The organism is Streptomyces flavovariabilis (assembly GCF_000725785.1).
Classification (GTDB): domain Bacteria; phylum Actinomycetota; class Actinomycetes; order Streptomycetales; family Streptomycetaceae; genus Streptomyces; species Streptomyces hawaiiensis.
Genome location: NZ_JNXD01000011.1, coordinates 451,151 through 470,053 on the forward strand (window position 1 = coordinate 451,151; position 18,903 = coordinate 470,053).

General features: G+C 73.1%; 20 protein-coding genes and 1 tRNA gene. 7 read left to right on the forward strand and 14 right to left on the reverse strand.

Translation table 11 applies throughout. The features are described from left to right. Window positions 1–106: 106 nt before the first annotated feature. From IO24_RS0121470 to IO24_RS0121500, 7 genes are all read right to left on the reverse strand, one after another. Entirely contained in the window at window positions 107–1,024 is a 918-nt protein-coding gene (locus IO24_RS0121470; protein ID WP_078899448.1) for an RNA polymerase sigma factor SigF, read from the reverse strand. 191 nt (window positions 1,025–1,215) lie between these two features. Continuing rightward, the gene (locus tag IO24_RS0121475) at window positions 1,216–1,509 is read right to left on the reverse strand and encodes a Dabb family protein (RefSeq protein WP_031137788.1); all 294 of its coding nucleotides are present in this window, start codon (window positions 1,507–1,509) and stop codon (window positions 1,216–1,218) included. Then, window positions 1,509–1,685, reverse strand: a complete 177-nt coding sequence (locus tag IO24_RS44530; RefSeq protein WP_031105388.1) for a hypothetical protein — start codon at window positions 1,683–1,685, stop codon at window positions 1,509–1,511. The genes IO24_RS0121475 and IO24_RS44530 overlap by 1 nt, the downstream gene beginning before the upstream one ends. Before the next feature lie 132 nt (window positions 1,686–1,817). Then, window positions 1,818–1,902: transfer RNA gene (locus IO24_RS0121485), tRNA-Ser, on the reverse strand. Window positions 1,903–1,947: 45 nt separating this feature from the next. Continuing rightward, on the reverse strand, window positions 1,948–2,379 hold the full coding sequence (gene tadA / locus IO24_RS0121490; protein ID WP_031137789.1) for a tRNA adenosine(34) deaminase TadA: 432 nt from the start codon (window positions 2,377–2,379) through the stop codon (window positions 1,948–1,950). Between the two features lie 56 nt (window positions 2,380–2,435). Further along, window positions 2,436–2,981 (reverse strand): tRNA adenosine deaminase-associated protein, encoded by a 546-nt coding sequence (locus IO24_RS0121495; protein ID WP_031137790.1) that lies wholly within the window; start codon window positions 2,979–2,981, stop codon window positions 2,436–2,438. A gap of 276 nt (window positions 2,982–3,257) precedes the next feature. Then, window positions 3,258–3,491, reverse strand: a complete 234-nt coding sequence (locus IO24_RS0121500) for a hypothetical protein (protein WP_031137791.1) — start codon at window positions 3,489–3,491, stop codon at window positions 3,258–3,260. Between the two features lie 132 nt (window positions 3,492–3,623). Here IO24_RS0121500 and upp point away from each other — a divergent pair, with 132 nt between their 5' ends. Further along, a complete protein-coding gene (gene upp / locus IO24_RS0121505; RefSeq protein WP_031137792.1) occupies window positions 3,624–4,259 on the forward strand; it encodes a uracil phosphoribosyltransferase in 636 nt (211 codons plus the stop codon). Window positions 4,260–4,543: 284 nt separating this feature from the next. Here the strand turns inward: upp and IO24_RS0121510 are convergent, their stop codons facing one another. Continuing rightward, window positions 4,544–5,161, reverse strand: a complete 618-nt coding sequence (locus IO24_RS0121510; RefSeq protein WP_031137793.1) for a LytR C-terminal domain-containing protein — start codon at window positions 5,159–5,161, stop codon at window positions 4,544–4,546. Window positions 5,162–5,282: 121 nt separating this feature from the next. Next, window positions 5,283–5,579: a type II toxin-antitoxin system VapB family antitoxin gene (locus IO24_RS0121515; RefSeq protein ID WP_003999914.1), complete on the reverse strand. Its 297-nt coding sequence runs from the start codon at window positions 5,577–5,579 to the stop codon at window positions 5,283–5,285. A gap of 106 nt (window positions 5,580–5,685) precedes the next feature. Between IO24_RS0121515 and IO24_RS0121520 the strand changes: the two genes are divergently transcribed. After that, window positions 5,686–7,287, forward strand: coding sequence for a helicase HerA-like domain-containing protein (locus tag IO24_RS0121520; RefSeq protein ID WP_031137794.1), 1,602 nt, complete (start codon window positions 5,686–5,688; stop codon window positions 7,285–7,287). Window positions 7,288–7,396: 109 nt separating this feature from the next. Here the strand turns inward: IO24_RS0121520 and IO24_RS45725 are convergent, their stop codons facing one another. From IO24_RS45725 to IO24_RS0121535, 4 genes are all read right to left on the reverse strand, one after another. Further along, a complete protein-coding gene (locus tag IO24_RS45725) occupies window positions 7,397–7,546 on the reverse strand; it encodes a hypothetical protein (protein WP_167551630.1) in 150 nt (49 codons plus the stop codon). Between the two features lie 73 nt (window positions 7,547–7,619). Next, complete coding sequence (locus IO24_RS0121525) at window positions 7,620–7,958, reverse strand: hypothetical protein (protein WP_167551631.1); 339 nt, start codon at window positions 7,956–7,958, stop codon at window positions 7,620–7,622. Window positions 7,959–8,822: 864 nt separating this feature from the next. Beyond that, window positions 8,823–9,416 carry an HhH-GPD-type base excision DNA repair protein gene (locus IO24_RS0121530; protein ID WP_031137796.1) on the reverse strand — a complete coding sequence of 198 codons (594 nt, stop codon included), beginning with the start codon at window positions 9,414–9,416 and terminating at the stop codon, window positions 8,823–8,825. Between the two features lie 58 nt (window positions 9,417–9,474). Then, entirely contained in the window at window positions 9,475–10,197 is a 723-nt protein-coding gene (locus IO24_RS0121535; protein WP_031137797.1) for a siderophore-interacting protein, read from the reverse strand. 78 nt (window positions 10,198–10,275) lie between these two features. Between IO24_RS0121535 and IO24_RS0121540 the strand changes: the two genes are divergently transcribed. From IO24_RS0121540 to IO24_RS0121555, 4 genes are all read left to right on the forward strand, one after another. Next, entirely contained in the window at window positions 10,276–12,363 is a 2,088-nt protein-coding gene (locus IO24_RS0121540) for a penicillin acylase family protein (RefSeq protein ID WP_031137798.1), read from the forward strand. Then, window positions 12,356–12,964 carry a GNAT family N-acetyltransferase gene (locus IO24_RS0121545; RefSeq protein ID WP_031137799.1) on the forward strand — a complete coding sequence of 203 codons (609 nt, stop codon included), beginning with the start codon at window positions 12,356–12,358 and terminating at the stop codon, window positions 12,962–12,964. Before IO24_RS0121540 ends, IO24_RS0121545 begins: the two co-directional genes overlap by 8 nt. Further along, entirely contained in the window at window positions 12,961–13,437 is a 477-nt protein-coding gene (locus IO24_RS0121550; RefSeq protein WP_031137800.1) for a cupin domain-containing protein, read from the forward strand. Before IO24_RS0121545 ends, IO24_RS0121550 begins: the two co-directional genes overlap by 4 nt. A gap of 122 nt (window positions 13,438–13,559) precedes the next feature. Beyond that, window positions 13,560–15,383 carry a copper resistance CopC/CopD family protein gene (locus IO24_RS0121555; protein WP_031137801.1) on the forward strand — a complete coding sequence of 608 codons (1,824 nt, stop codon included), beginning with the start codon at window positions 13,560–13,562 and terminating at the stop codon, window positions 15,381–15,383. Here IO24_RS0121555 and IO24_RS0121560 read toward each other — a convergent pair. Beyond that, the gene (locus IO24_RS0121560) at window positions 15,283–16,269 is read right to left on the reverse strand and encodes a DUF72 domain-containing protein (protein WP_037668109.1); all 987 of its coding nucleotides are present in this window, start codon (window positions 16,267–16,269) and stop codon (window positions 15,283–15,285) included. The genes IO24_RS0121555 and IO24_RS0121560 overlap by 101 nt on opposite strands. A gap of 148 nt (window positions 16,270–16,417) precedes the next feature. On the opposite strand from IO24_RS0121560, the gene IO24_RS0121565 reads away from it, so the two are divergent. Continuing rightward, window positions 16,418–18,898 (forward strand): SpoIIE family protein phosphatase, encoded by a 2,481-nt coding sequence (locus IO24_RS0121565; protein ID WP_031137803.1) that lies wholly within the window; start codon window positions 16,418–16,420, stop codon window positions 18,896–18,898. The last annotated feature ends 5 nt before the right edge of the window (window positions 18,899–18,903 follow it).

The window sequence follows — 18,903 nt, forward strand, 5'->3', positions numbered from 1 at the left end:
TACGCCCTGCAAACAAGGGGTCTGACGGCTTTTCGGCTCTTAAGCGTCGGCAACCGCCCTGGTGAGCGATTCCCTCCTCACGGTGACGTCTCGCCAGTGTTTGCGGTTACGCGTCGATGCGGTTCGCAGACCGCAACCTCTGGAAGCTACGCGCGAGTAGCCGCGAGACATGCATCTGCGAGACACCGAGTTCCGCGGAGATCTGGGATTGCGTCAGATTGCTGTAGTACCGCAGGAGAAGGATCCGTTGCTCCCGCTCGGGCAGCTGGACGAGCAGGTGCCGTACGAGATCCCGGTGCTCCACGCCGTCCAGCGCGGGATCCTCGTAGCCGAGCCGGTCCAGCAGCCCCGGCAGCCCGTCGCCCTCCTGTGCGGCCTCCAGGGAGGTCGCGTGGTACGACCGTCCGGCCTCGATGCAGGACAGCACCTCGTCCTCGGTGATGCGCAGCCGCTCGGCGATCTCCGCGGTGGTCGGGGTCCGCCCGAAGGAGGTCGTCAGGTCCTCCGTCGCGCTGTTGACCTGTACCCACAGCTCGTGCAGCCGGCGCGGCACATGGACGGTGCGGACGTTGTCACGGAAGTACCGCTTGATCTCGCCGACGACCGTGGGCATCGCGAACGTCGGGAACTGCACGCCCCGGTCCGGGTCGAAGCGGTCGATGGCGTTGATGAGCCCGATGGTGCCGACCTGGACGACATCCTCCATCGGCTCGTTGCGGGAGCGGAACCGGGCGGCCGCGTAGCGCACGAGCGGGAGGTTGGCCTCGATGAGCGCCCCGCGTACGCGGTCGTGCTCCGGGGTGCCCGGCTGGAGGTCCTTGAGCTGCGCGAAGAGCACCTGTGTGAGGGCCCGGGTGTCGGCACCACGGCTGCTCCGCTGGGGCGCGGCCGGAGCGGTTTCCGGGGGCGCGGCCTGCGCGGGCGCTGTCTGGGCGGGCGCGGCCTGAGGGGATGGTGGCTGGGGAGGTGGTGGCTGGGGGGACGGTGCCTGAGGTGCGGTACTGGCCAGCACGGTCAACTCCACCTCGTCATCGTCAACTCACCCGTCAACTCTTCCATCAAAAGCGGTCATAGCATCACAAGACATGTGCACTGTGTGCAAGCACCCCATAACTCCGTGTTGAGGGATGAAAGGCGCATAAATCAGCGCGGACAGCAGAAGAGCCCCCTGTCGGAGCGACAGGGGGCCCGGAGCGGCCGGTCTCGGAACCGGCCTCAGAAGTCGTAGTCGGCGATCACCCACGTGGCGAACTCCCGCCACAGGGCGACACCCGCCTGGTGGTCCGGGTGCTCCACGTACCGCCGCAGCGCGTCCGCGTCGTCGAAGGCCGAGTTGATGGCGAAGTCGTGGGCGATGGGGCGGTCGCTGACGTTCCAGCCGAGCTCCCAGAAGCGGATCTCGGGGATCGCACCCTCGAGCCCGCGGAAGGCCTCGACGCCCTTCACGACCCGGGGGTCGTCGCGCTCGACGCCCTCGTTGAGCTTGAAGAGCACCAGGTGGCGGATCATCACTTTCCTCCGTTGGCGACCCAGGTGGCGAAGTCGCCGAGGGCCTTGGCGGCGTCCGAAATGCCCTGGAAGCCTATCTGGACGTAATCGGCGGCCTTGGCCGGGTCCGTGATGATCACGTACAGCGCGAAGACCACGAGGGCGTAGACGGCGACCTTCTTCGCGTTCACCGCCATCGCGGCCTCCCCTGTCACTGGTGTCTCAAACAGCGCACATGATCGCACGAAGGACCGATCACACGAAGAGGCTGACCGCACGAGGGGCTGGTCGCACGAAGGGCCCCGTCTGACGACGAGGCCCTTCTCAAGCGGTAGCGGAGGGATTTGAACCCTCGGTGACTTGCGCCACACTCGCTTTCGAGGCGAGCTCCTTCGGCCGCTCGGACACGCTACCGAGGGAGACCTTACAGCAAGGTGCCGCATGCTTTGAAATCCGTATTCAGCGGCCCCGGAAGAACGCGGTGAGCAGCTCGGCGCACTCCTCGGCGAGCACACCCTCGATCACCTCGGGCCGGTGGTTGAGCCGCCGGTCACGGACGAGATCCCAGAGGGAGCCGGCCGCGCCGGCCTTCTCGTCGCGGGCACCGTAGACGAGCCGGTCGACGCGGGACTGCTGGATCGCGCCCGCGCACATCGTGCAGGGCTCCAGCGTCACCACGAGCGTGCAGTCGGCGAGCCGCCACGCGCCGAGGGCGGCCGCGGCCCGCCGCAGGGCGAGGAGCTCCGCGTGGGCCGTCGGGTCGCCGCCCGCCTCGCGTTCGTTGTGCCCGGCCGCGAGCACGGTCGTGCCGTCCGGGGCCAGGACGAGGGCGCCGACGGGGACGTCCCCGCCCCGGACGGCCTCGGCGGCCTCGTCCAGGGCGAGTCGCATCGCGGGACGCCAGGGGTCCCGGACCGGGTCCGGCGGCGCCGGCGTGGCACGACCGGTCAGCGGACGGTCTCCAGGGTCTCCGAGGCGCCCAGGGACTCGGCGATCTCGGTGACGGCGTCCGTCGACATCAGGCGCAGTTCCTTCTCGCTCACGCCGAGGTCGTCCAGGATCAGGGCGTCGCCGACCGGGCCGTGCGGCACGGACTCGGCGGAGCCGGCGGCCCCGGCACCCTCCTCGGCGTCGTCGTCGTCGTCCTCGTCGGAGTCGCCGTCCTCGGTGCCGTCGAGGTCGAGGGCGTCGAGGACGTCCCCGTCGTCCGGATCGCGGCCCAGCAGCTCGTCGGTGAGCAGGATCTCGCCGTAGCTGCTGCGGGCAGCGGCGGCGGCGTCCGAGACGTAGATGCGAGGGTCCTCCTCGCCGTCCAGGCGGACGACGCCGAACCAGGCGTCCTCCTGCTCGATGAGCACGAGCACCGTGTCCTCGTCGGGGGAGGCTTCACGGGCCAGGTCGGCCAGATCCGACAGGGTTTCCACATCGTCGAGCTCCGTGTCGCTCGCTTCCCACCCGTCTTCGGTGCGCGCGAGCAGTGCGGCGAAGTACACCGTGACTCTCCCACTGGTCATAGGCGTGCCGGTTGGGGGTCCCCCCGGCGGAGGTTACGGGCGGGGAGTGCTCGTCCGAGCCCCACCCACTCGGAATCGTGGCAGAAACAAGGCGTTCAGGGGACGTCTTCCGCTCCCTGTGTCCGGCAGTTCTGCTCGCACGCTCGTTGCCGCCACCTGCGGATCGTACGCGGATTTGCCCCGTTCCACGCACGGTCAACCGCGACAACCTCCGCGCGGTTCGTGATCTTCGCCGGAGGTTTCCTCAGCCGCTTCCTACCAGCGGAAGGTGCGCATGCGCATCGCGTGCCGCAGCCGGGCCGTCTTGGCGCGGCGCGGCTGTACACGGTCGCGCAGCTCCCGGGCCTCGGCCAGATCGCGCAGGAACCGGGCGCGACGCCGGCGGCGCTCGGCGTCGGACTCGTCGGTCCCGCTCGTCTGGTCGGGCTCCGGGCCCGCCCCCGTCCGTGTGCGCGGCGACGGATCATCTCGGAATTTCCGGTCGGGCATCAGGTTCACCACCCCCAGTCCGTCCTTCTCACGTTCCCCCGGACGGACTGTTTGACGCCAGCGACCGGGTGACGGCCGGGAGGCGGGCTTGCCGTGCGGTCGGGGGCACCCCGCCCGGTTAATGTTGTGGACATGCGTCTCCACGTCGTCGACCACCCTCTGGTCGCTCACAAGCTCACCACGCTGCGCGACCAGCGCACCGACTCCGCGACCTTCCGCCGTCTCGCCGACGAGCTGGTCACCCTGCTCGCCTACGAGGCCACGCGTGACGTGCGCACCGAACAGGTCGACATCCAGACGCCGGTCGCCCGGACCACGGGTGTCAAGCTGTCCCACCCGCGTCCGCTGGTGGTGCCGATCCTGCGGGCCGGGCTCGGGATGCTCGACGGCATGGTCCGGCTTCTGCCGACCGCCGAGGTGGGCTTCCTCGGCATGATCCGCAACGAGGAGACGCTCGAGGCCTCCACGTACGCGACGCGCATGCCGGAGGACCTGTCGGGCCGTCAGGTGTACGTGCTCGATCCGATGCTCGCCACCGGCGGCACGCTGGTCGCGGCGATCCAGGAGCTGATCCGGCGCGGCGCCGACGACGTGACCGCCGTGGTGCTGCTGGCCGCCCCGGAGGGCGTCGAGATCATGGAGCGCGAGCTGGCGGGCACGCCGGTGACGGTCGTGACCGCCTCGATCGACGAGCGGCTGAACGAGCACGGCTACATCGTGCCGGGCCTCGGAGACGCGGGCGACCGGATGTACGGGGCGGCCGAGTAGGACCACCGGGGCCTTACGGGCTCGCGCACCACGGCCTTGCCGCCCGCGCCCCGCGGCCTTGCGGTACAGACCCTGCGGGCTTGCCGGATATGGGTTTCCGGCCTTGCGGCACAGGCCCGCGGGCTTGCCGGGTACGGGCCTCCGGCCTCGCGGCACAGGCTCTGCGGGCTTGTCGGATGCGGCCGGCCCGCCGGGTCAAGGGCAGGGGCCGCCGGCCTTGCGGGTGCGGGCCCCGGGCACGTGGCACAGGCCTCAGGGCCTGCGGGCACGCCCTGGGGGCGTGCTCAGCAGCCCTTTTTCGTCGTCGGCGCCGGCTCGGGCCTGGTCAGCTTGGTCAGGGCCCGGTCGGCCTCCTGCCTCTTGGCCAGTTCCTTGAAGCCGTCCCCGATGACGAGGTCGACGGCAGCGCCCTTGCGGGCCGCCTCGGTGCGCCGTTCGGCGCCCGGGAGCTGGGTGCCCAGCACGGGCAGCGAGGTGTCGAGCGCGGCGGCCGGGCCGAGCAGCACTCCGGTGCCCTTGACCTTCTTGTCGTACTGCTTGGTCGCGTTGCCCACGTCGCCGATCTTGAAGCCGCGCTTCTTCAGCTCGTCGGCGGTCTTCTTCGCCAGGCCGCCGCGGGTGGTGGCGTTGAACACGTTGACGGTGACCGTGCGCGGCTCGGGCATGGCCTTGGTGCCGGGCGAGGGGCTCGCCTTGGTCTTGACGCCGCAGTCCGTCGCGTCACTGGCCGCCGAAGCCTTTCCGCCGCCACCGGTGAAGGCGTCGATGAGCTGCAGCGTGCCCCACCCGCCCACGCCGAGGACGACGACGGATGTGACAGTCAGGACGACGAGCCTGCCGCGCTGCCGGGGCCGGCGCATCTTGGGGTACTTGTTGCCCGTGATGCGGTATTTGCCGCCCATGCCGGGGGGAGTCAGCATGCTCATGAGCGCAGCGTAGTGCGCCCGGGCGACGATGCCTACTAGATGATCATTCGACGTCGCCCAGCGGAACCCGAAAGGGTCAACCCGCGACCGGCGGGGATCAGTCGAGCTCGAGCACGCGCGCGTGCAGCACCTGGCGCTGCTGGAGTGCCGCCCGCACCGCGCGGTGCAGTCCGTCCTCCAGGTACAGGTCGCCCTGCCACTTCACGACGTGCGCGAAGAGGTCGCCGTAGAACGTGGAGTCCTCGGCGAGCAGCGTTTCCAGATCGAGCTGACCCTTGGTCGTCACGAGCTGATCGAGGCGGACCGGGCGCGGCGCGACGTCCGCCCACTGCCGGGTGCTTTCCCGGCCGTGGTCGGGGTACGGCCGGCCGTTTCCGATGCGCTTGAAGATCACACGGAAAGCCTACCGGTCAAGACCTTCCGGGCGCAGCCATGGCGCCGTAGTGCGACGCTGAAAAAAAACCCACAAGGCGGTACGAACCGGGAACAGGGGCGTGAATATGCCGGACCGCGAGACCATGCCGTCGGCCCCCGCCCCGGAGGTGTCCGCACGCGCCGCCGCCCTCCCCCAGGAGGCCCTGCGGATCGCTTCCGGTTACGCCTTCTCCGGCCCGGCCCTGAATCTGGGCGCCCTGCTGTGGGACGGGCAGTGCCTGCCGGACGCGCAGGTCCGGGTGCCTCTGGCGATGCTCAACCGGCACGGGCTGGTCGCGGGCGCCACCGGTACCGGCAAGACCAGGACGCTCCAGCTCATCGCCGAGCAGCTGTCCGCCCAGGGCGTGCCCGTCTTCCTCGCCGACATCAAGGGCGACCTCTCCGGGATCGCCGCGCCGGGCCGCCCGGACGCCCGGGTCGAAGGCCGGGCCGCGGACGTCCACCAGCGCTGGACGGCGACCGGCTTCCCGGCCGAGTACTACGCCCTCGGCGGCATCGGGCGCGGCATCCCCGTCCGGGCCACGGTCACCGGCTTCGGCCCCGTGCTGCTGTCCAAGGTGCTGCGGCTGAACCGTACCCAGGAGCAGTCCCTCGCGCTGATCTTCCACTACGCCGACAGCAAGGGCCTGGAGCTGATCGACCTGAAGGACCTCCGGGCGGTCGTGACCTTCCTGACCTCGGACGAGGGCCGGGCGGAGCTGAAGACGGTCGGCGGCCTCTCGGCGGCCACGGCCGGGGTGATCCTGCGGTCCCTGACCGCCTTCGATGCGCAGGGCGCGTCCGGTTTCTTCGGGGAGCCGGAGTTCGACACGGGCGAGCTGCTGCGCACGGCCGAGGACGGGCGGGGCGTCGTCTCCGTCCTGGAGCTGAGCGCCGTACAGGAGCGGCCGCAGCTGTTCTCGACCTTCCTGATGTGGCTGCTCGCCGACCTCTTCCACGATCTGCCCGAGCTGGGCGACGCCGACAAGCCGCGACTGGTGTTCTTCCTGGACGAGGCGCACCTGCTGTTCGACGACGCCTCCGAGGCGTTCCTGGAGTCGATCACCCGGACCGTGCGCCTGATTCGCTCGAAAGGAGTCGGGGTCTTCTTCGTGACGCAGACCCCGAAGGACGTACCGGCGGACGTCCTCGCCCAGCTCGGCAACCGTGTCCAGCACGCGCTGCGCGCCTTCACCCCGGACGACCAGAAGGCTCTCGACGCCACGGTGAAGACCTTCCCGAAGTCGCCCTACGACCTCGAAGAGGTGCTGACCGGCCTCGGCACGGGCGAGGCGGTGGTGACGGTGCTGAGCGAGAAGGGCGCGCCGACCCCGGTCGCCGCGACCCGGCTGCGGGCGCCCGAGTCGCTGATGGGGCCGCTCGGGCAGGAGGCCCTGGAGCGGGCCGTCGCGCAGTCACCGCTGTACGAGCGGTACGCCCGGGCCGTGGACCGGGAGTCGGCGTACGAGCGGCTGGAGGACGGGCGCGGGGCGAAGGGGCCCGACGAGATGCGGGACGCCGTTCCCGGACGGCGTGGGCGGGCGGAGGAGCAGCCGTCCATGGCGGAGCGGGTGGTCGAGAGCGGCGTCTTCACGTCGCTGGCCCGGTCGGTGGGGACGCAGATCGGACGGGAGATCACGCGGTCGCTGTTCGGCACGGCACGGCGTTCGGGACGGCGGAGGCGGTAGGGACCGCGAGGCGGTGGGGACGGCGAGGCGGTGGGGACGGCGAGGCGGTGGGGACGGCGAGGCGGTGGGGACGGCGGAGGCGTCGGGGCGCCTCCGCCGCGCGGGAGGGTCAGCCGCGGCCCTGTGCCTGTCCCTGTCCCTGTCGCTTCGGGGGTTGCGGCGGCTTCCGCGTGTCCGGCTGGGAGTGGGGCTTGGGGGCGCTGCGGGCGGCCTCCGCGCGCAGGAGGGCGCGCAGGACCGCGTACGGGTCTTGAAGCATGGCTGGGTTCCTCGTCGTTCCTGGTTGTTCTCATTCCGTGCGGGACGGACGGACCGGGGCCGGGCCGGTCCTGTCAGCAGCGCAGGACCTCGGAACGCAGGGGGCGAGGGGCGTGCGGCGGGCTCGCCGGTACGGGCACGGGACGTTGTGCGGTGGACGCGGGCCCGGGGCCCGGGAGCGGGGCGGAGGCGGGCGGGACGGCGGTGCGGCGGGAGGCCCTGGCCGGCGGTCGCGGGGCGGTGTCGAGGAGGTCGCACTCGACGGTGGTGCTCTCCCCGGAGGCGGTGGCCGTCGGCCCCGTGTGGGCCTCGGCGTGTGCGCCCGGCACGAGGAGGGCGAGCAGCAGGACGAGCACCCGCGGCCAGGCGTGCCGGCGGGGGCCGCGGGGGACCGGCTGCGGTGCGGGGGTCACGGGAGGTCATTCCCCTCCGCGTCCACGCCGTTCATCCCGCCGGCTGCGAGATCCGCTCGCTCGGCCCATGCCGGCCCCGGACGCACAGGTCCGTGACGATCTCCACGAGGCCGACCGCCGGCAGGCAGCAAGGCGACGACGGTGACGATCCCGAGGAAGACCTGCCGGCCGATGCAGGGGGCCCTGGAATCCCGGCCCGGCCTCGGACACCACACCCGGGCGGCTCTCCCGGGGCGGGTGGTGACTCTCCGGGCCGGGTGGGGTGTGGCCGTGCCGTCCGGGGCTGTGCGGGCCGCCCGGGCCCGGGCCGTGGGGGACGTGGGGTTCCGGGCCCTGGGGTGGCCGGGGCGCGCGGTCGCGGGAGGCGTCGTGCTCCGGGTCCCAGGGGGAGCCGCTCGGTGGCTCGGTCATGGTCCATGCTGGGATCGGGCCGGAGACGCCCGCCACTTGGAGCAAGCCAGGAGACTGACACCCGCGCGACGGGTGCCCGCCATGTTCCGGGGCCTCTGGCGAGTCGGACGGTCTGCCAGGTGCCGAGACCCCTGGGCGAGCCGGGTGGCCCGCCCCGTGCCGGGACCCCCGGCGAGCCGGGCGGGCGGCGCCCCCGTCGGCCGCGCCCTACTCGCCCCGGCCTCGGGCGAGGGCGAGGGCGAGTCAGGACGAAAACGCCGGCGCCCGGCGGTGCCGGTGGCACTCGGACGAGTCGAAAGCGCCCGCGTCTTACCCACCGGCGGTCGCCGACGAGTCAGGACGACAACGCCCGCGCCCAGCGTGTCTGCAACCCCTCGACGAGTCAGGACGAAACGCCCGCCCCCCCCCGCGTACCGGCACCCCTGAGCGAGTCAGGGCGAAGACGCCCCGGCCCTACTTGCCGGAGGCCTTAGCCGCCTTGGCCGCCGCTTTCGCCTCCTGCTTGTGTGCCCTCACCTTGACCAGCGACTCGGGGCCGGTGATGTCGGCGACCGAGCGGAAGGAATCCGGTTCGCCGTAGGAGCCCGCCGCCTCCCGCCAGCCCGTCGGCCGCACCCCGAGCTGCTTGCCCAGCAGGGCGAGGAAGATCTGGGCCTTCTGCTTGCCGAAGCCCGGCAGTTCCGCGAGGCGCTTCAGCAGGTCCTTGCCGGTGCCGACGTCCTTCCAGACGGCCTCGGCGTCACCGTCGTAGTGCTCGACGAGGTACCGGCACAGCTGCTGGATCCGCTTGGCCATGGAGCCCGGGTAACGGTGCACCGCCGGCTTCTGGGACAGCAGCGCGGCGAAGGCCTCCGGCTCGTGCGCGGCGATCTCGTGCGCGTCCAGATCGTCCGTGCCGAGCCGCCGGGCGATCGTCGCAGGGCCCTTGAACGCCCACTCCATCGGCACCTGCTGGTCCAGCAGCATGCCGACCAGCGCGGCGAGCGGACTGCGGCCGAGCAGCGCGTCGGCCTCGGGATCCTGGGCGAGGTGCAGGGTGACGTCCATGCCCCGATCATCCCCCGGGGCGGGCCCGGCCGCGTCCGGAGCCCGGCCCGCTCGTTGCCTACGTCGCCCGCCAGTAGCCCAGCGCGTGCACCCGCTGCTTGGGCAGGACCAGTTCCTTGCGGACGTACGAGGCCAGGGTTCGGGTCGTCACCGTGTCGCAGGCGATCCAGACGTACGGGTCGGCCGTGCCCTGGAGCAGGCCGGGCAGGTCCGACTTCACGCGGTCGACCAGGTGGGCGCCGGAGTCCCGGCGCGGCACCTTGCGCAGCTCGTGCCGGGCCGGGTCGGTGCGGAACGGCAGGTCGTCGTCGCCGCCCTCGAACCAGACGGTGGCCGGGGCGGAACCCAGGGCGTCCAGGAGGGAGTTGATCGCCGGGAGCGAGGCCGGGTCGCCGACGGCGAAGACGTGCGAGGGCGCGGGGCTCGGGTGCTCGAAGCCGGTGCCCTGGACGGTCGCCTCGATGGCGTCGCCCGGCTTCGCCGCCCGGGCCCAGTCGCTGGCACACCCCTCGTGCAGGGCGAACTCCAGGCCGAAGGTGCCGGCCTCGGCGTCCGGGTCGACGAGGGTGTAGGCCCGCTGATGCGGCTTGCCCGCGTTGTCGAACCACAGCCGTACCCACATGGTGGGGTGTACTCCGGTCGCGGCCAGCAGACCGCCGTCGGTGAAGCGCAGCCGCCGGTAGTCCGGGGTGACGTCCTCGACGTCCGTCACCGTGAACTCGAAGTCCTTGCCGCGCATCAGTCTGAGGACCGCGCCCTCCCAACCCCGCCCCTGCCCCATCGCGTCCTCACCCTTCACGTACCATTCCGCCACGATTGACTTAGGTAAGCCTAACCTAAAGGAAAGAAGGGGCACAGCGTGGCCACCGAGATCTACCGTGATGCCTGGGGCATTCCGCATCTGCGCGCGGGCAGCGCGGCCGAACTCGCCCACGCGCAGGGCCTCGTCACCGCCCGGGACCGGGCCTGGCAGCTGGAGGTCGAGCGCCACCGGGCGCAGGGCACCTCCGCGTCCTTCCTCGGCGAGAGCGCCCTGTCCTGGGACCGGTTCGCGAGACGGGCCAGACTCGACGACACCGCGAGACGCTGCTTCGCGGACCTGGAGAGACGGGAACCCGAGACGGCGCGGTGGGTGCGGGCGTATGTCGACGGGGTCAACGCGGGGCTCGCCGACGGCACCGCCCCCGAATTCGCCCGCACCGGTCTCACCCCGGGCCGCTGGGAACCCTGGACGCCCCTCGGCGTCTGGCTCGCCACCCACATCCTCTTCGCCGGGTTCCCGGCCAAACTCTGGCGCGAGCAGGTCGCCGCCCACCTGGACGCGGACGCCATCGGCCTCTTCGCCACCGACGGCCCCGGCACCTCCGGCAGCAACGGCTGGCTGGTGAGCGGCGAGCGGACCGTCACCGGGCAGGCGGTCATCGCCGGCGACCCGCACCGCTGGATCGAGGACCCGGGCGTCTACCAGCAGATCCACCTGTCCTGCCCGGAGTTCGACGTCGTGGGCCTGGCCGTCCCCGGTGTCCCCGGCATCGCCCACTTCGGGCACACCGGCACGGTCGCCTGGGCCATCACCAACGCCATGGCCGACTACCAGGACCTCTACCGGGAGCGGCTGCGGCGCACCGGCGCCGGGGTGGAGGCCCTCGGCCCCGACGGGGTCTGGCGGCGGGCGGCCCGGCACACCGAGACCGTCGAGGTGGCCGGCGAGGACCCGGTCGAGGTCGAGGTGATCGAGACCGGCCGGGGCCCGGTGATCATCGGCGGGCCCGAAGGGCTCGACGGCGACCCGGGCGACCCCTCGGACGTGCCCGTGGCGATCAGCCTGCGTTACCCGCCCCGCGTCACCGGCGACCTCGGCTTCGGCGCCCTGCTGCCGCTGCTGCGGGCCCGCCGGGTCGCCGACGTGGACCGGGCCTTCGACCGCTGGGCCGAGCCGGTCAACGTCGTCCAGGCGGCCGACACCGAGGGCGATGTCCTGCACCGCGTGGCCGGGCGGGTGCCGCGGCGCGCCGCGGCCAACTCCCTCCGGGTGGTGCCCGCGTGGCAGCCCGGCCACGAGTGGCAGGGCTGCCACGTGTCACCGCGCGCCGGGCTCACCGACGGCGTCGCCGTCATGGCCAACCAGCGCGGCCCGTCCGGACCCCTCGGCGTCGAGTTCGCCCCGCCGCACCGAGCCGACCGCATCGCCGCGCTGCTCGCGGGCCGGGAGCGCTGGTCCGCCGCCGACATGCCCGCCCTCCACACGGACACCCACCTGGCCTCAGCGTCCCCCCTCCTGGACCACCTCGGCGCCCTCGACGACCTCACTCCCGAGGCCGCCGCCCTCCGGGACCGCCTCCTCGGCTGGGACCGCCGCATGGACGCCGGCAGCGCCGACGCGGCCCTCTACGCGGCCGTGCGTGCAGCGGTCGTACGCCGGCTCGCGGCCCACCCGGCGTTCGCCGGCCTCACCACACCACCGGCGTACCCGGAGGTCCTCCAGCCCTGGCTCGCCCTCGTCCCCCGGGTCGGCTTCGCCCTCGAACACCTGCTGCGGGCCGGGGAACTGTACGGAATCGACCGCCCGGCGGCTGTCCGCGCGGCGATCGAGGACGTGGCCCTGCGCCCGCCGGCAGGCGTCTGGGGCGACACCCACCGCCTCGCCCCCTGGCGGGCGCTGGAGCCGGAGCGGCCGTACGACGAACCGGGCCTGTCCGGCGACCACGACTGCGTGCTGTGCACCTCGGGCGTGCCGGGCCTCACCGACCGCGCCGCGCGGGGCCCGGCCGCCCGGTACGTCTGGGACCTGGCCCGGCGCGAGGACAGCCGCTGGGTGGTCCCGCTCGGCGCTTCGGGCGTCCCCGGCTCGCCCCACCACCGCGACCAGCTCCCCCTGTGGCTCGCGGGAGACCTCGTCCCGGTCGTGACCGACTGGGCCCGGCTGAAGAAGGAAACCGATGTCTGACCCGTACGCCTCCCGCACGCCCGTCCACGAGCAGACGGTCGACGGCTTCGGCACCGTCCGCGTACTGCCGCTGGACCCCGGGGCCGACGCCGCCTTGATCCACCACTGGGTCAGCCAGGAGCGGGCGGCCTTCTGGGGCATGACCGGGCTGACCGAAGACCAGGTCGCCGCGATCTACGCCCACATGGCCACGCTCGACACCCACCACGCCCACCTCGTCCTGCGGGACGGCGAGGCGGTCGCGCTCCTGCAGACCTACGAGCCGGGGGCCGACCGCGTCAGCGAGTGCTACGACGTCCGCCCCGGCGACATCGGCGTCCACCTGCTCCTCGCCCCCGCCGGCCCGGGCGGCGGACAGCCCGGCTGGACCGCCCGGCTGGTGGCCGCCATCGCCGCGTACGTCCTGCTCGGCCTGGACCGCCGGCGGGTCGTGGTCGACCCGGACGTGCGCAACGAGAAGGCGGTCGCCCGTTTCCTCGCCCTGGGCTTCGCCCCCGGGCCGGTGGTGGTCCTGCCGGAGATCGACCTCCCGGACGTGTACCTGCCGGAGAAGAAGGCCCAGCTCGCCTTCCTCGACCGGGAGATACTGTTCCCCGGGTGACGCCAGAGGACCTCATCGCCCACTACGGACTCGAGCCGATCCCGCGCGAGGGCGGCCTGTTCCGCCAGACCTGGGCCGGCCCCGGACGCCCCGACGGCAGGCCGGAGGGCACGGCGATCGTCGCGCTCCTGACAGCGGACGACTTCTCCGCCCTCCACCGCCTGCAGACGGACGAGATCTGGCACTTCTACCGGGGCGACCCCCTGGAGCTCCTCCTGCTCGCCCCGGACGGCAGCACGGGGACGGTGGTGCTCGGACCGGACGTCCTCCACGGCCAGCACGTCCAGTTCACCGTCCCGGCGGGGACGTGGATGGGAGGCCGGGTGACCGAGGGCGGCGCATGGACCCTCTTCGGCTGCACGATGGCTCCCGGCTTCACGTTCGAGGGCTACGAGCACGGCGACGCGGCAGAACTGACGGCCCGCTTCCCGGCGGAGGCGGACAAGATCCCCGGACTCTGCCGGTCCCGTTGAGCGCTGCACCGGCCCCATCCGTACGTAACCGGGAGCCGTCCAGCCCGACCCCGGAGAACCACGTGGACCAACGGCGGAACGAGGATCGCAATGCCGGACACCCCCGGCGATTCCAAGCCCTGGTGCTGCTGGGCACCGTGCTGGTCCTGCTCCTCTTCGGCGCAACCCCCGCCTCCGCCCACGCCGCGCTCCGCAGCACCGACCCCGACGACGGATCCGTCGTCCGGCAGGCCCCCCGCCACGTCACCCTGACCTTCACCGAGTCCGTGGGCCTGCTCGACGACTCCTTCCGCGTCTTCGGCCCCGACCAGCGCCGGGTCCACACCGACGAGGCCGCACACGCGGACGGCCGCTCCGAGACGGCCCGGGTCAGCCTGCCCGGCAAGCTCGCCCAGGGGACGTACACCGTGGCGTGGAGGGTCGTCTCCGCCGACAGTCACCCCGTCTCCGGCGCGTTCACCTTCTCCGTGGGGAAACGCTCCGCGACCACGGCCCTGGCCGACACGGGCCCGGCCGAGGACCCGCTCACCCGCGGCCTCTACGACGCCGCCCGCTACCTCGCCTACCTCGCCGCGGCGCTGCTCGTCGGCACGGCGGCGTTCGCGCTGCTGTGCCGGCCCGCGCACACCTCCCCGCTGCGCCGGCCGCTGGTGGCGGCCTGGTGGACGCTGCTGGGCTCGACGGCCGTCCTGCTCCTGCTGCGCGCCCCGTACGAGACGGGCGCGGGCCCGGCCACGGCCTTCGACACCTCCGCCCTCGGCCGCACCCTGACCGGCCGCCCGGGCCTGGCCCTGCTCGCCCGCCTGGCCGTCCTCCTGCCGACCGCCGCCTTCCTGCTACGGCTGTCCAGGCACCGCGACACCCGGGAGCGGCCCGTCACCCTGGCGATCGGCACGGCCCTGGCCGCCGCCCTGGCCCTGACCTGGGCGGCGGCCGAGCACGCCTCCGCCGGGATCCAGGTGCCGCTGGCGATGACGTCGTCCGTACTGCACCTGCTGGCGACCGGCGTCTGGCTCGGCGGCCTCGTGGCGCTGCTGCTGACCCTGCGCCGCTCGTCCGGGGAGGACCTGGCGGAGGTCGTGCCCCGTTTCTCGCGGATCGCCTTCGCCTCGGTGACCGTCCTGGCCGTCACGGGCGTCTACCAGTCCTGGCGCGGCCTCGGCTCCCTCTCCGCACTGACCGGCACGTCGTACGGCCGTCTGCTGCTCGCCAAACTGGCCGGGGTCTTCGTGCTGTTGCTGGTGGCCGGGTACTCGCGGCGCTGGACGGCGCGGATCGCGGCACCGGCGGCTCCGGCCCGGGCGGCCGTACCGGCACGGGTCCCGCAGCCGGTCGGCGCGCCGGCGGCAGGCCAAACCGCCGCGGAATCCGGGACGCGCGAACCGGAGACGCCCGGGGAGCCGGAGACGCCCGACGGCCCGGCGAAGCCGGGGAGTGGATCCGGCGACCCCGGCATCCGGCGCCGCCTGCGCCGCTCCGTCCTCGTCGAGGTCGCCGTCGCCGCCGCGGTGCTGATGATCACGACCGTGCTCACGGGAACCCTTCCGAGCCGGGCCCAGGCCGAGGCGGCCCAGCAGGCCCCGGTGGGCGCGCTGCCGCCCACGACCGAGATCACGGTGCCCTTCGACACGGGCACGGGATCCGTGACCGGAAGCGGCAAGGTGCAGGTCACCCTGGACCCGGCCCGCGTCGGCGACAACGGCGTACAGGCCATCGTCTTCGGCTCCGACACGTACCTGGTGGTGGTCCCCGAGGTCCGCATCACCTTCACCCTGCCCTCCGAGAAGGTCGGCCCGATCGACGCCGAACTCACCGACCGGGGCGGCTACTGGAGCACCAACTCCGTCAACCTGCCGCTCGCCGGGAACTGGACGATGAAGACGACCGTGCGGGTGTCGGACGTGGACCAGGTGTCGGTGGAACGCCAGGTGCGGGTCGAGCCCTAGGCAACCGCGCCGGCGTCGGCGGGGCGTCGTCCGTCGGCGGGACGTCGTCGAGGAGCCGTGTCATGGTCTCGGCGGCGCGGACGGCGGCGTCGCCGCAGCAGTTGTTGAACAGGACGTGGACCTGCTCGGTCCGCTCGGCCAGTCGGCGCACCCGGGGCAGCCACTCGGCGAGTTCGTCCTCGTCGTAGGCGTACCGGAACCGGTCCTCCTTGCTGCCGGTGCCCCAGGCGGTGCTGCGGCCGTGGAACCGGACGACGGACAGCTGGTGCGAGGTCACGGGAGTGACCGGCGGGACGGAGGAGGGGAGCGTCTGCGTCATGTCGACCGCGACCGCGGCCATGCCGTGCCGGCCGAGCAGCGCACCCGTAGCCTCGGCCTGCCCCGGCTCCCACCAGGAGGGGTGCCGGAACTCGACGGCGAGCCGCCAGCCTTCGGTCCGCTCCGCGCACTCCCCGAGGAACGTCTCCGCCCGCTGCCCGGGCCGGAACCAGGGCGGGAACTGGAACAGCACGCTCCCCAGCCGCCCGGCCTCCCACAGCGGCTCGATCCCGGCCGCGAACCGGGCCCACACCGCGTCGAGCACCGCCGGGTCCCGGTGCTCGGCCGGCAGCCCGTCCGGCATCACCGCCGACCGGGTGGGATGCCCGGTGAGCAGCGAGAAGGCCTTCACGTCGAACACGAACCCGTCCGGTGTCCGCTCGGCCCACAACCGGCTGTTCCGCTCGCTCGGCAGCGCGTAGTACGAGGCGTCGACCTCGACGACCGGGAACCGTTCGGCGTAGTGCCGTAACCGCCCCTCGGCGTCCCGTCGCCCCGGGGGGTACCAGCCGCTGCCGACCAGCGCCCGGTCGGTCCAGGAACACGTGCCCACCAGGATCTGACCCATGGGGGAGCGGTTACCCGGGCCGGGCGGCGGCAGGCTCCGCTTCTGGGCCCGGCGTCACGGTGAGACTCGCCACAATCGGGGTAAGCAGGTCATAGCTGTACATATCCGGGGTCACGGCTGATTCTCTCCGAGAGTGAGATGACCGATCATGGAGCAGCCCGTCACCGTCGGCCGGGCCACCCGGTCGTCCGGAGAAGAACCCGAAGCCCTCGAAGCACTCGTCGGCACCTCCCTCACGGCCCGTGTCACCCTCGACGAACACGGCACCGTGACCGGCTGGAACGCGGGCGCCGAGCGGCTCCTCGGGTACTCGGCCGGGCAGCTGACCGGCCGCCGCGCCGCGGATCTGCTGGCCGAGCCGATCCCGGTGCGGGGTGGCCTTCCCACCCTCGCCGGACTGCCTCGCTGGAACGGTGACGTCGCGCTGCGGCACCGTGACGGCCGGACGCTGACGGTGCGGATCCTCGCTCACCACAGGCCGCCCGGCGCCGACGCCCCCGCCTGGCTCCTCGTCTCCGCCCTGACCGGCCGGCAGCCCTCGGCCGGTCTCGACGAATCTCTCGTGAGCTGGAGCTTCGCGCAGTCCCCGTGCTGCGCCCAGGCGATCTACGACACCCGGCTCCGGCTGCGCCGGGCCAACGCCGACATGGAGCGTTCCACAGCGCTCACCGAGGAGGAGATGCGAGGGCTGCGCGTGTCCGAGATCTCCGACTCCGACGCCGGCCGACGGGCGGAACGCAGCATGGCCCGGGTGCTGCGCACCGGCGAGCCGGAGTACGAGGAGAACTACCTGCGCGCCTCGGGCGAGAGCCATGAGCACGCCTGGTCGGTCTTCATGTCCGCGCTGCGCGACCACGAGGGCACCATCCAGGGCGTCTGCCTGTCCGCGCACGACATGACGGAGCAGTTCTGGGCCCGCAAGCGCCTCCAGCTGATCGCCGAGGCCGGCCGGCGCATCGGCAGCACGCTCGATGTGACGCGCACGGCCCAGGAACTGGCGGACGTGACCGTCCCGGCCCTGGCCGACTTCGTCGGCGTCGATCTGCTGGCCGCGCTGGACGACGCGCCCGAGCCGCCCCCGCGTGCGGTTCCGGCGGACGGGCCGCTGCTGCTGCGCCGGGCCGCGCTGCGGTCGGTGACCCCGGGCGCCCCGGAGTCGGTTGTGGCGGCCGGGGCGGTGGACTCCTACCCGGCGGGCTCGGTGCCCTTCGAGAGCCTGCGCACCGGACGCCCCACCCTGCACCGAGTGAGCGACCCGGCGTTCGCCGCCTGGCTGGCCCGCGACCCGGCCCGGGCCGGCCGGGTCCGGGCGTTCGGCATCCACTCCGTGATGGCCGTGCCGCTGGTGGCCCGCGGCACCACCCTGGGCGTCGCCTTCTTCGTCCGGCACCGCAACCAGGAGACCTTCCGGCACGACGATGTGGTCCTGGCCGGAGAGCTGGCCGCCCGGGCCGCGGTCAGCATCGACAACGCCCGCCGCTACACCCGCGAGCGGGCCACGGCGGTCACGCTCCAGCGCAGTCTGCTGCCGCAGCGGCTGCCCCGCCAGGCGGCCGTCGAGGTCGCCTCCCGCTACCTACCGGCGGGCGGGCACGCCGGGGTCGGCGGGGACTGGTTCGACGTCATCCCCCTCTCGGGCGCGCGGGTGGCGCTGGTCGTCGGGGACGTGGTCGGCCACGGCCTGGTCGCGTCGGCGACCATGGGGCGGCTGCGGACGGCGGTCCGCACGCTGGCCGACATCGACCTGCCCTGCGACGAGCTGCTGACCCACCTCGACGATCTGGTCGCCCGTCTCAACACGGAGGAGGAGAGCGAGGACGAGCGGAGGGCGGCAGGCTCCGCGGAGACCTCCGGCGATGTCGGGGCCACCTGCCTGTACGCCGTCTACGACCCGGTGACGCGGCGCTGCTGCCTGGCCGGGGCCGGGCACCCCGTGCCGGCCGTGATCAGCCCCGAGGGCACCGTCGACCTCCTCGAGCTCCCGGCCGCGCCCCCGCTCGGCGTGGGCGGCCTGCCGTACGAGGCCACCGAGGTCGTCCTCCCCGAGGGCAGCCTGCTCGTCCTCTACACCAACGGCCTGATCGAGACTCCCGACCGGGACCTCGACACCGGCCTGCACCGGCTGCGGGAGGCCCTGGCCCGCCCGGCGGCCTCCCTGGACGCCCTGTGCGACACGGTCCTCGCCGACCTGCTGCCGCAGCGCCCGGCCGACGACGTGGCCCTGCTCATAGCCCGTACCCGGGCGCTCGACACGCGGCAGGTCGCCACCTGGGCGGTGCCCGCCGACCCGTCCGCGGTCGCGCAGACCCGCAAGGACGTGGTGGCGCAACTGGAGCGGTGGGGGCTTCCCGACGCCGTGTTCGTCACGGAACTGGTCGTCAGCGAGCTCGTCACCAACGCCATCCGGCACGCCGAGCCGCCCGTCCAGCTCCGCCTGATCCACGACACGTCCCTGATCTGCGAGGTCTCCGACGGCGGCAGCACCGCTCCCCACCTGCGGCGCGCCCGCACCTATGACGAGGGCGGCCGCGGGCTGCTCCTCGTCGCCCAGCTGACCGAGCGCTGGGGCACCCGCCAGAGCGCCACGGGCAAGACCATCTGGGCGGAACAGAACCTGTCCCTCGCGTGAGGAGC

Bases quoted from the DNA above. Each gene is read 5' to 3' on its own strand.
- IO24_RS0121520 (WP_031137794.1), top strand. From the start codon at position 5,686: ATGCCGGACCGCGAGACCATGCCGTCGGCCCCCGCCCCGGAGGTGTCC.
- IO24_RS0121530 (WP_031137796.1), bottom strand. From the start codon at position 9,416: ATGGACGTCACCCTGCACCTCGCCCAGGATCCCGAGGCCGACGCGCTG.
- IO24_RS0121535 (WP_031137797.1), bottom strand. From the start codon at position 10,197: ATGGGGCAGGGGCGGGGTTGGGAGGGCGCGGTCCTCAGACTGATGCGC.
- IO24_RS0121510 (WP_031137793.1), bottom strand. From the start codon at position 5,161: ATGGGCGGCAAATACCGCATCACGGGCAACAAGTACCCCAAGATGCGC.
- IO24_RS0121545 (WP_031137799.1), top strand. From the start codon at position 12,356: ATGTCTGACCCGTACGCCTCCCGCACGCCCGTCCACGAGCAGACGGTC.
- IO24_RS0121565 (WP_031137803.1), top strand. From the start codon at position 16,418: ATGGAGCAGCCCGTCACCGTCGGCCGGGCCACCCGGTCGTCCGGAGAA.
- IO24_RS0121500 (WP_031137791.1), bottom strand. From the start codon at position 3,491: ATGCCCGACCGGAAATTCCGAGATGATCCGTCGCCGCGCACACGGACG.
- IO24_RS44530 (WP_031105388.1), bottom strand. From the start codon at position 1,685: ATGGCGGTGAACGCGAAGAAGGTCGCCGTCTACGCCCTCGTGGTCTTC.
- tadA (WP_031137789.1), bottom strand. From the start codon at position 2,379: ATGCGACTCGCCCTGGACGAGGCCGCCGAGGCCGTCCGGGGCGGGGAC.
- IO24_RS0121475 (WP_031137788.1), bottom strand. From the start codon at position 1,509: ATGATCCGCCACCTGGTGCTCTTCAAGCTCAACGAGGGCGTCGAGCGC.
- IO24_RS45725 (WP_167551630.1), bottom strand. From the start codon at position 7,546: ATGCTTCAAGACCCGTACGCGGTCCTGCGCGCCCTCCTGCGCGCGGAG.
- IO24_RS0121560 (WP_037668109.1), bottom strand. From the start codon at position 16,269: ATGGGTCAGATCCTGGTGGGCACGTGTTCCTGGACCGACCGGGCGCTG.
- upp (WP_031137792.1), top strand. From the start codon at position 3,624: ATGCGTCTCCACGTCGTCGACCACCCTCTGGTCGCTCACAAGCTCACC.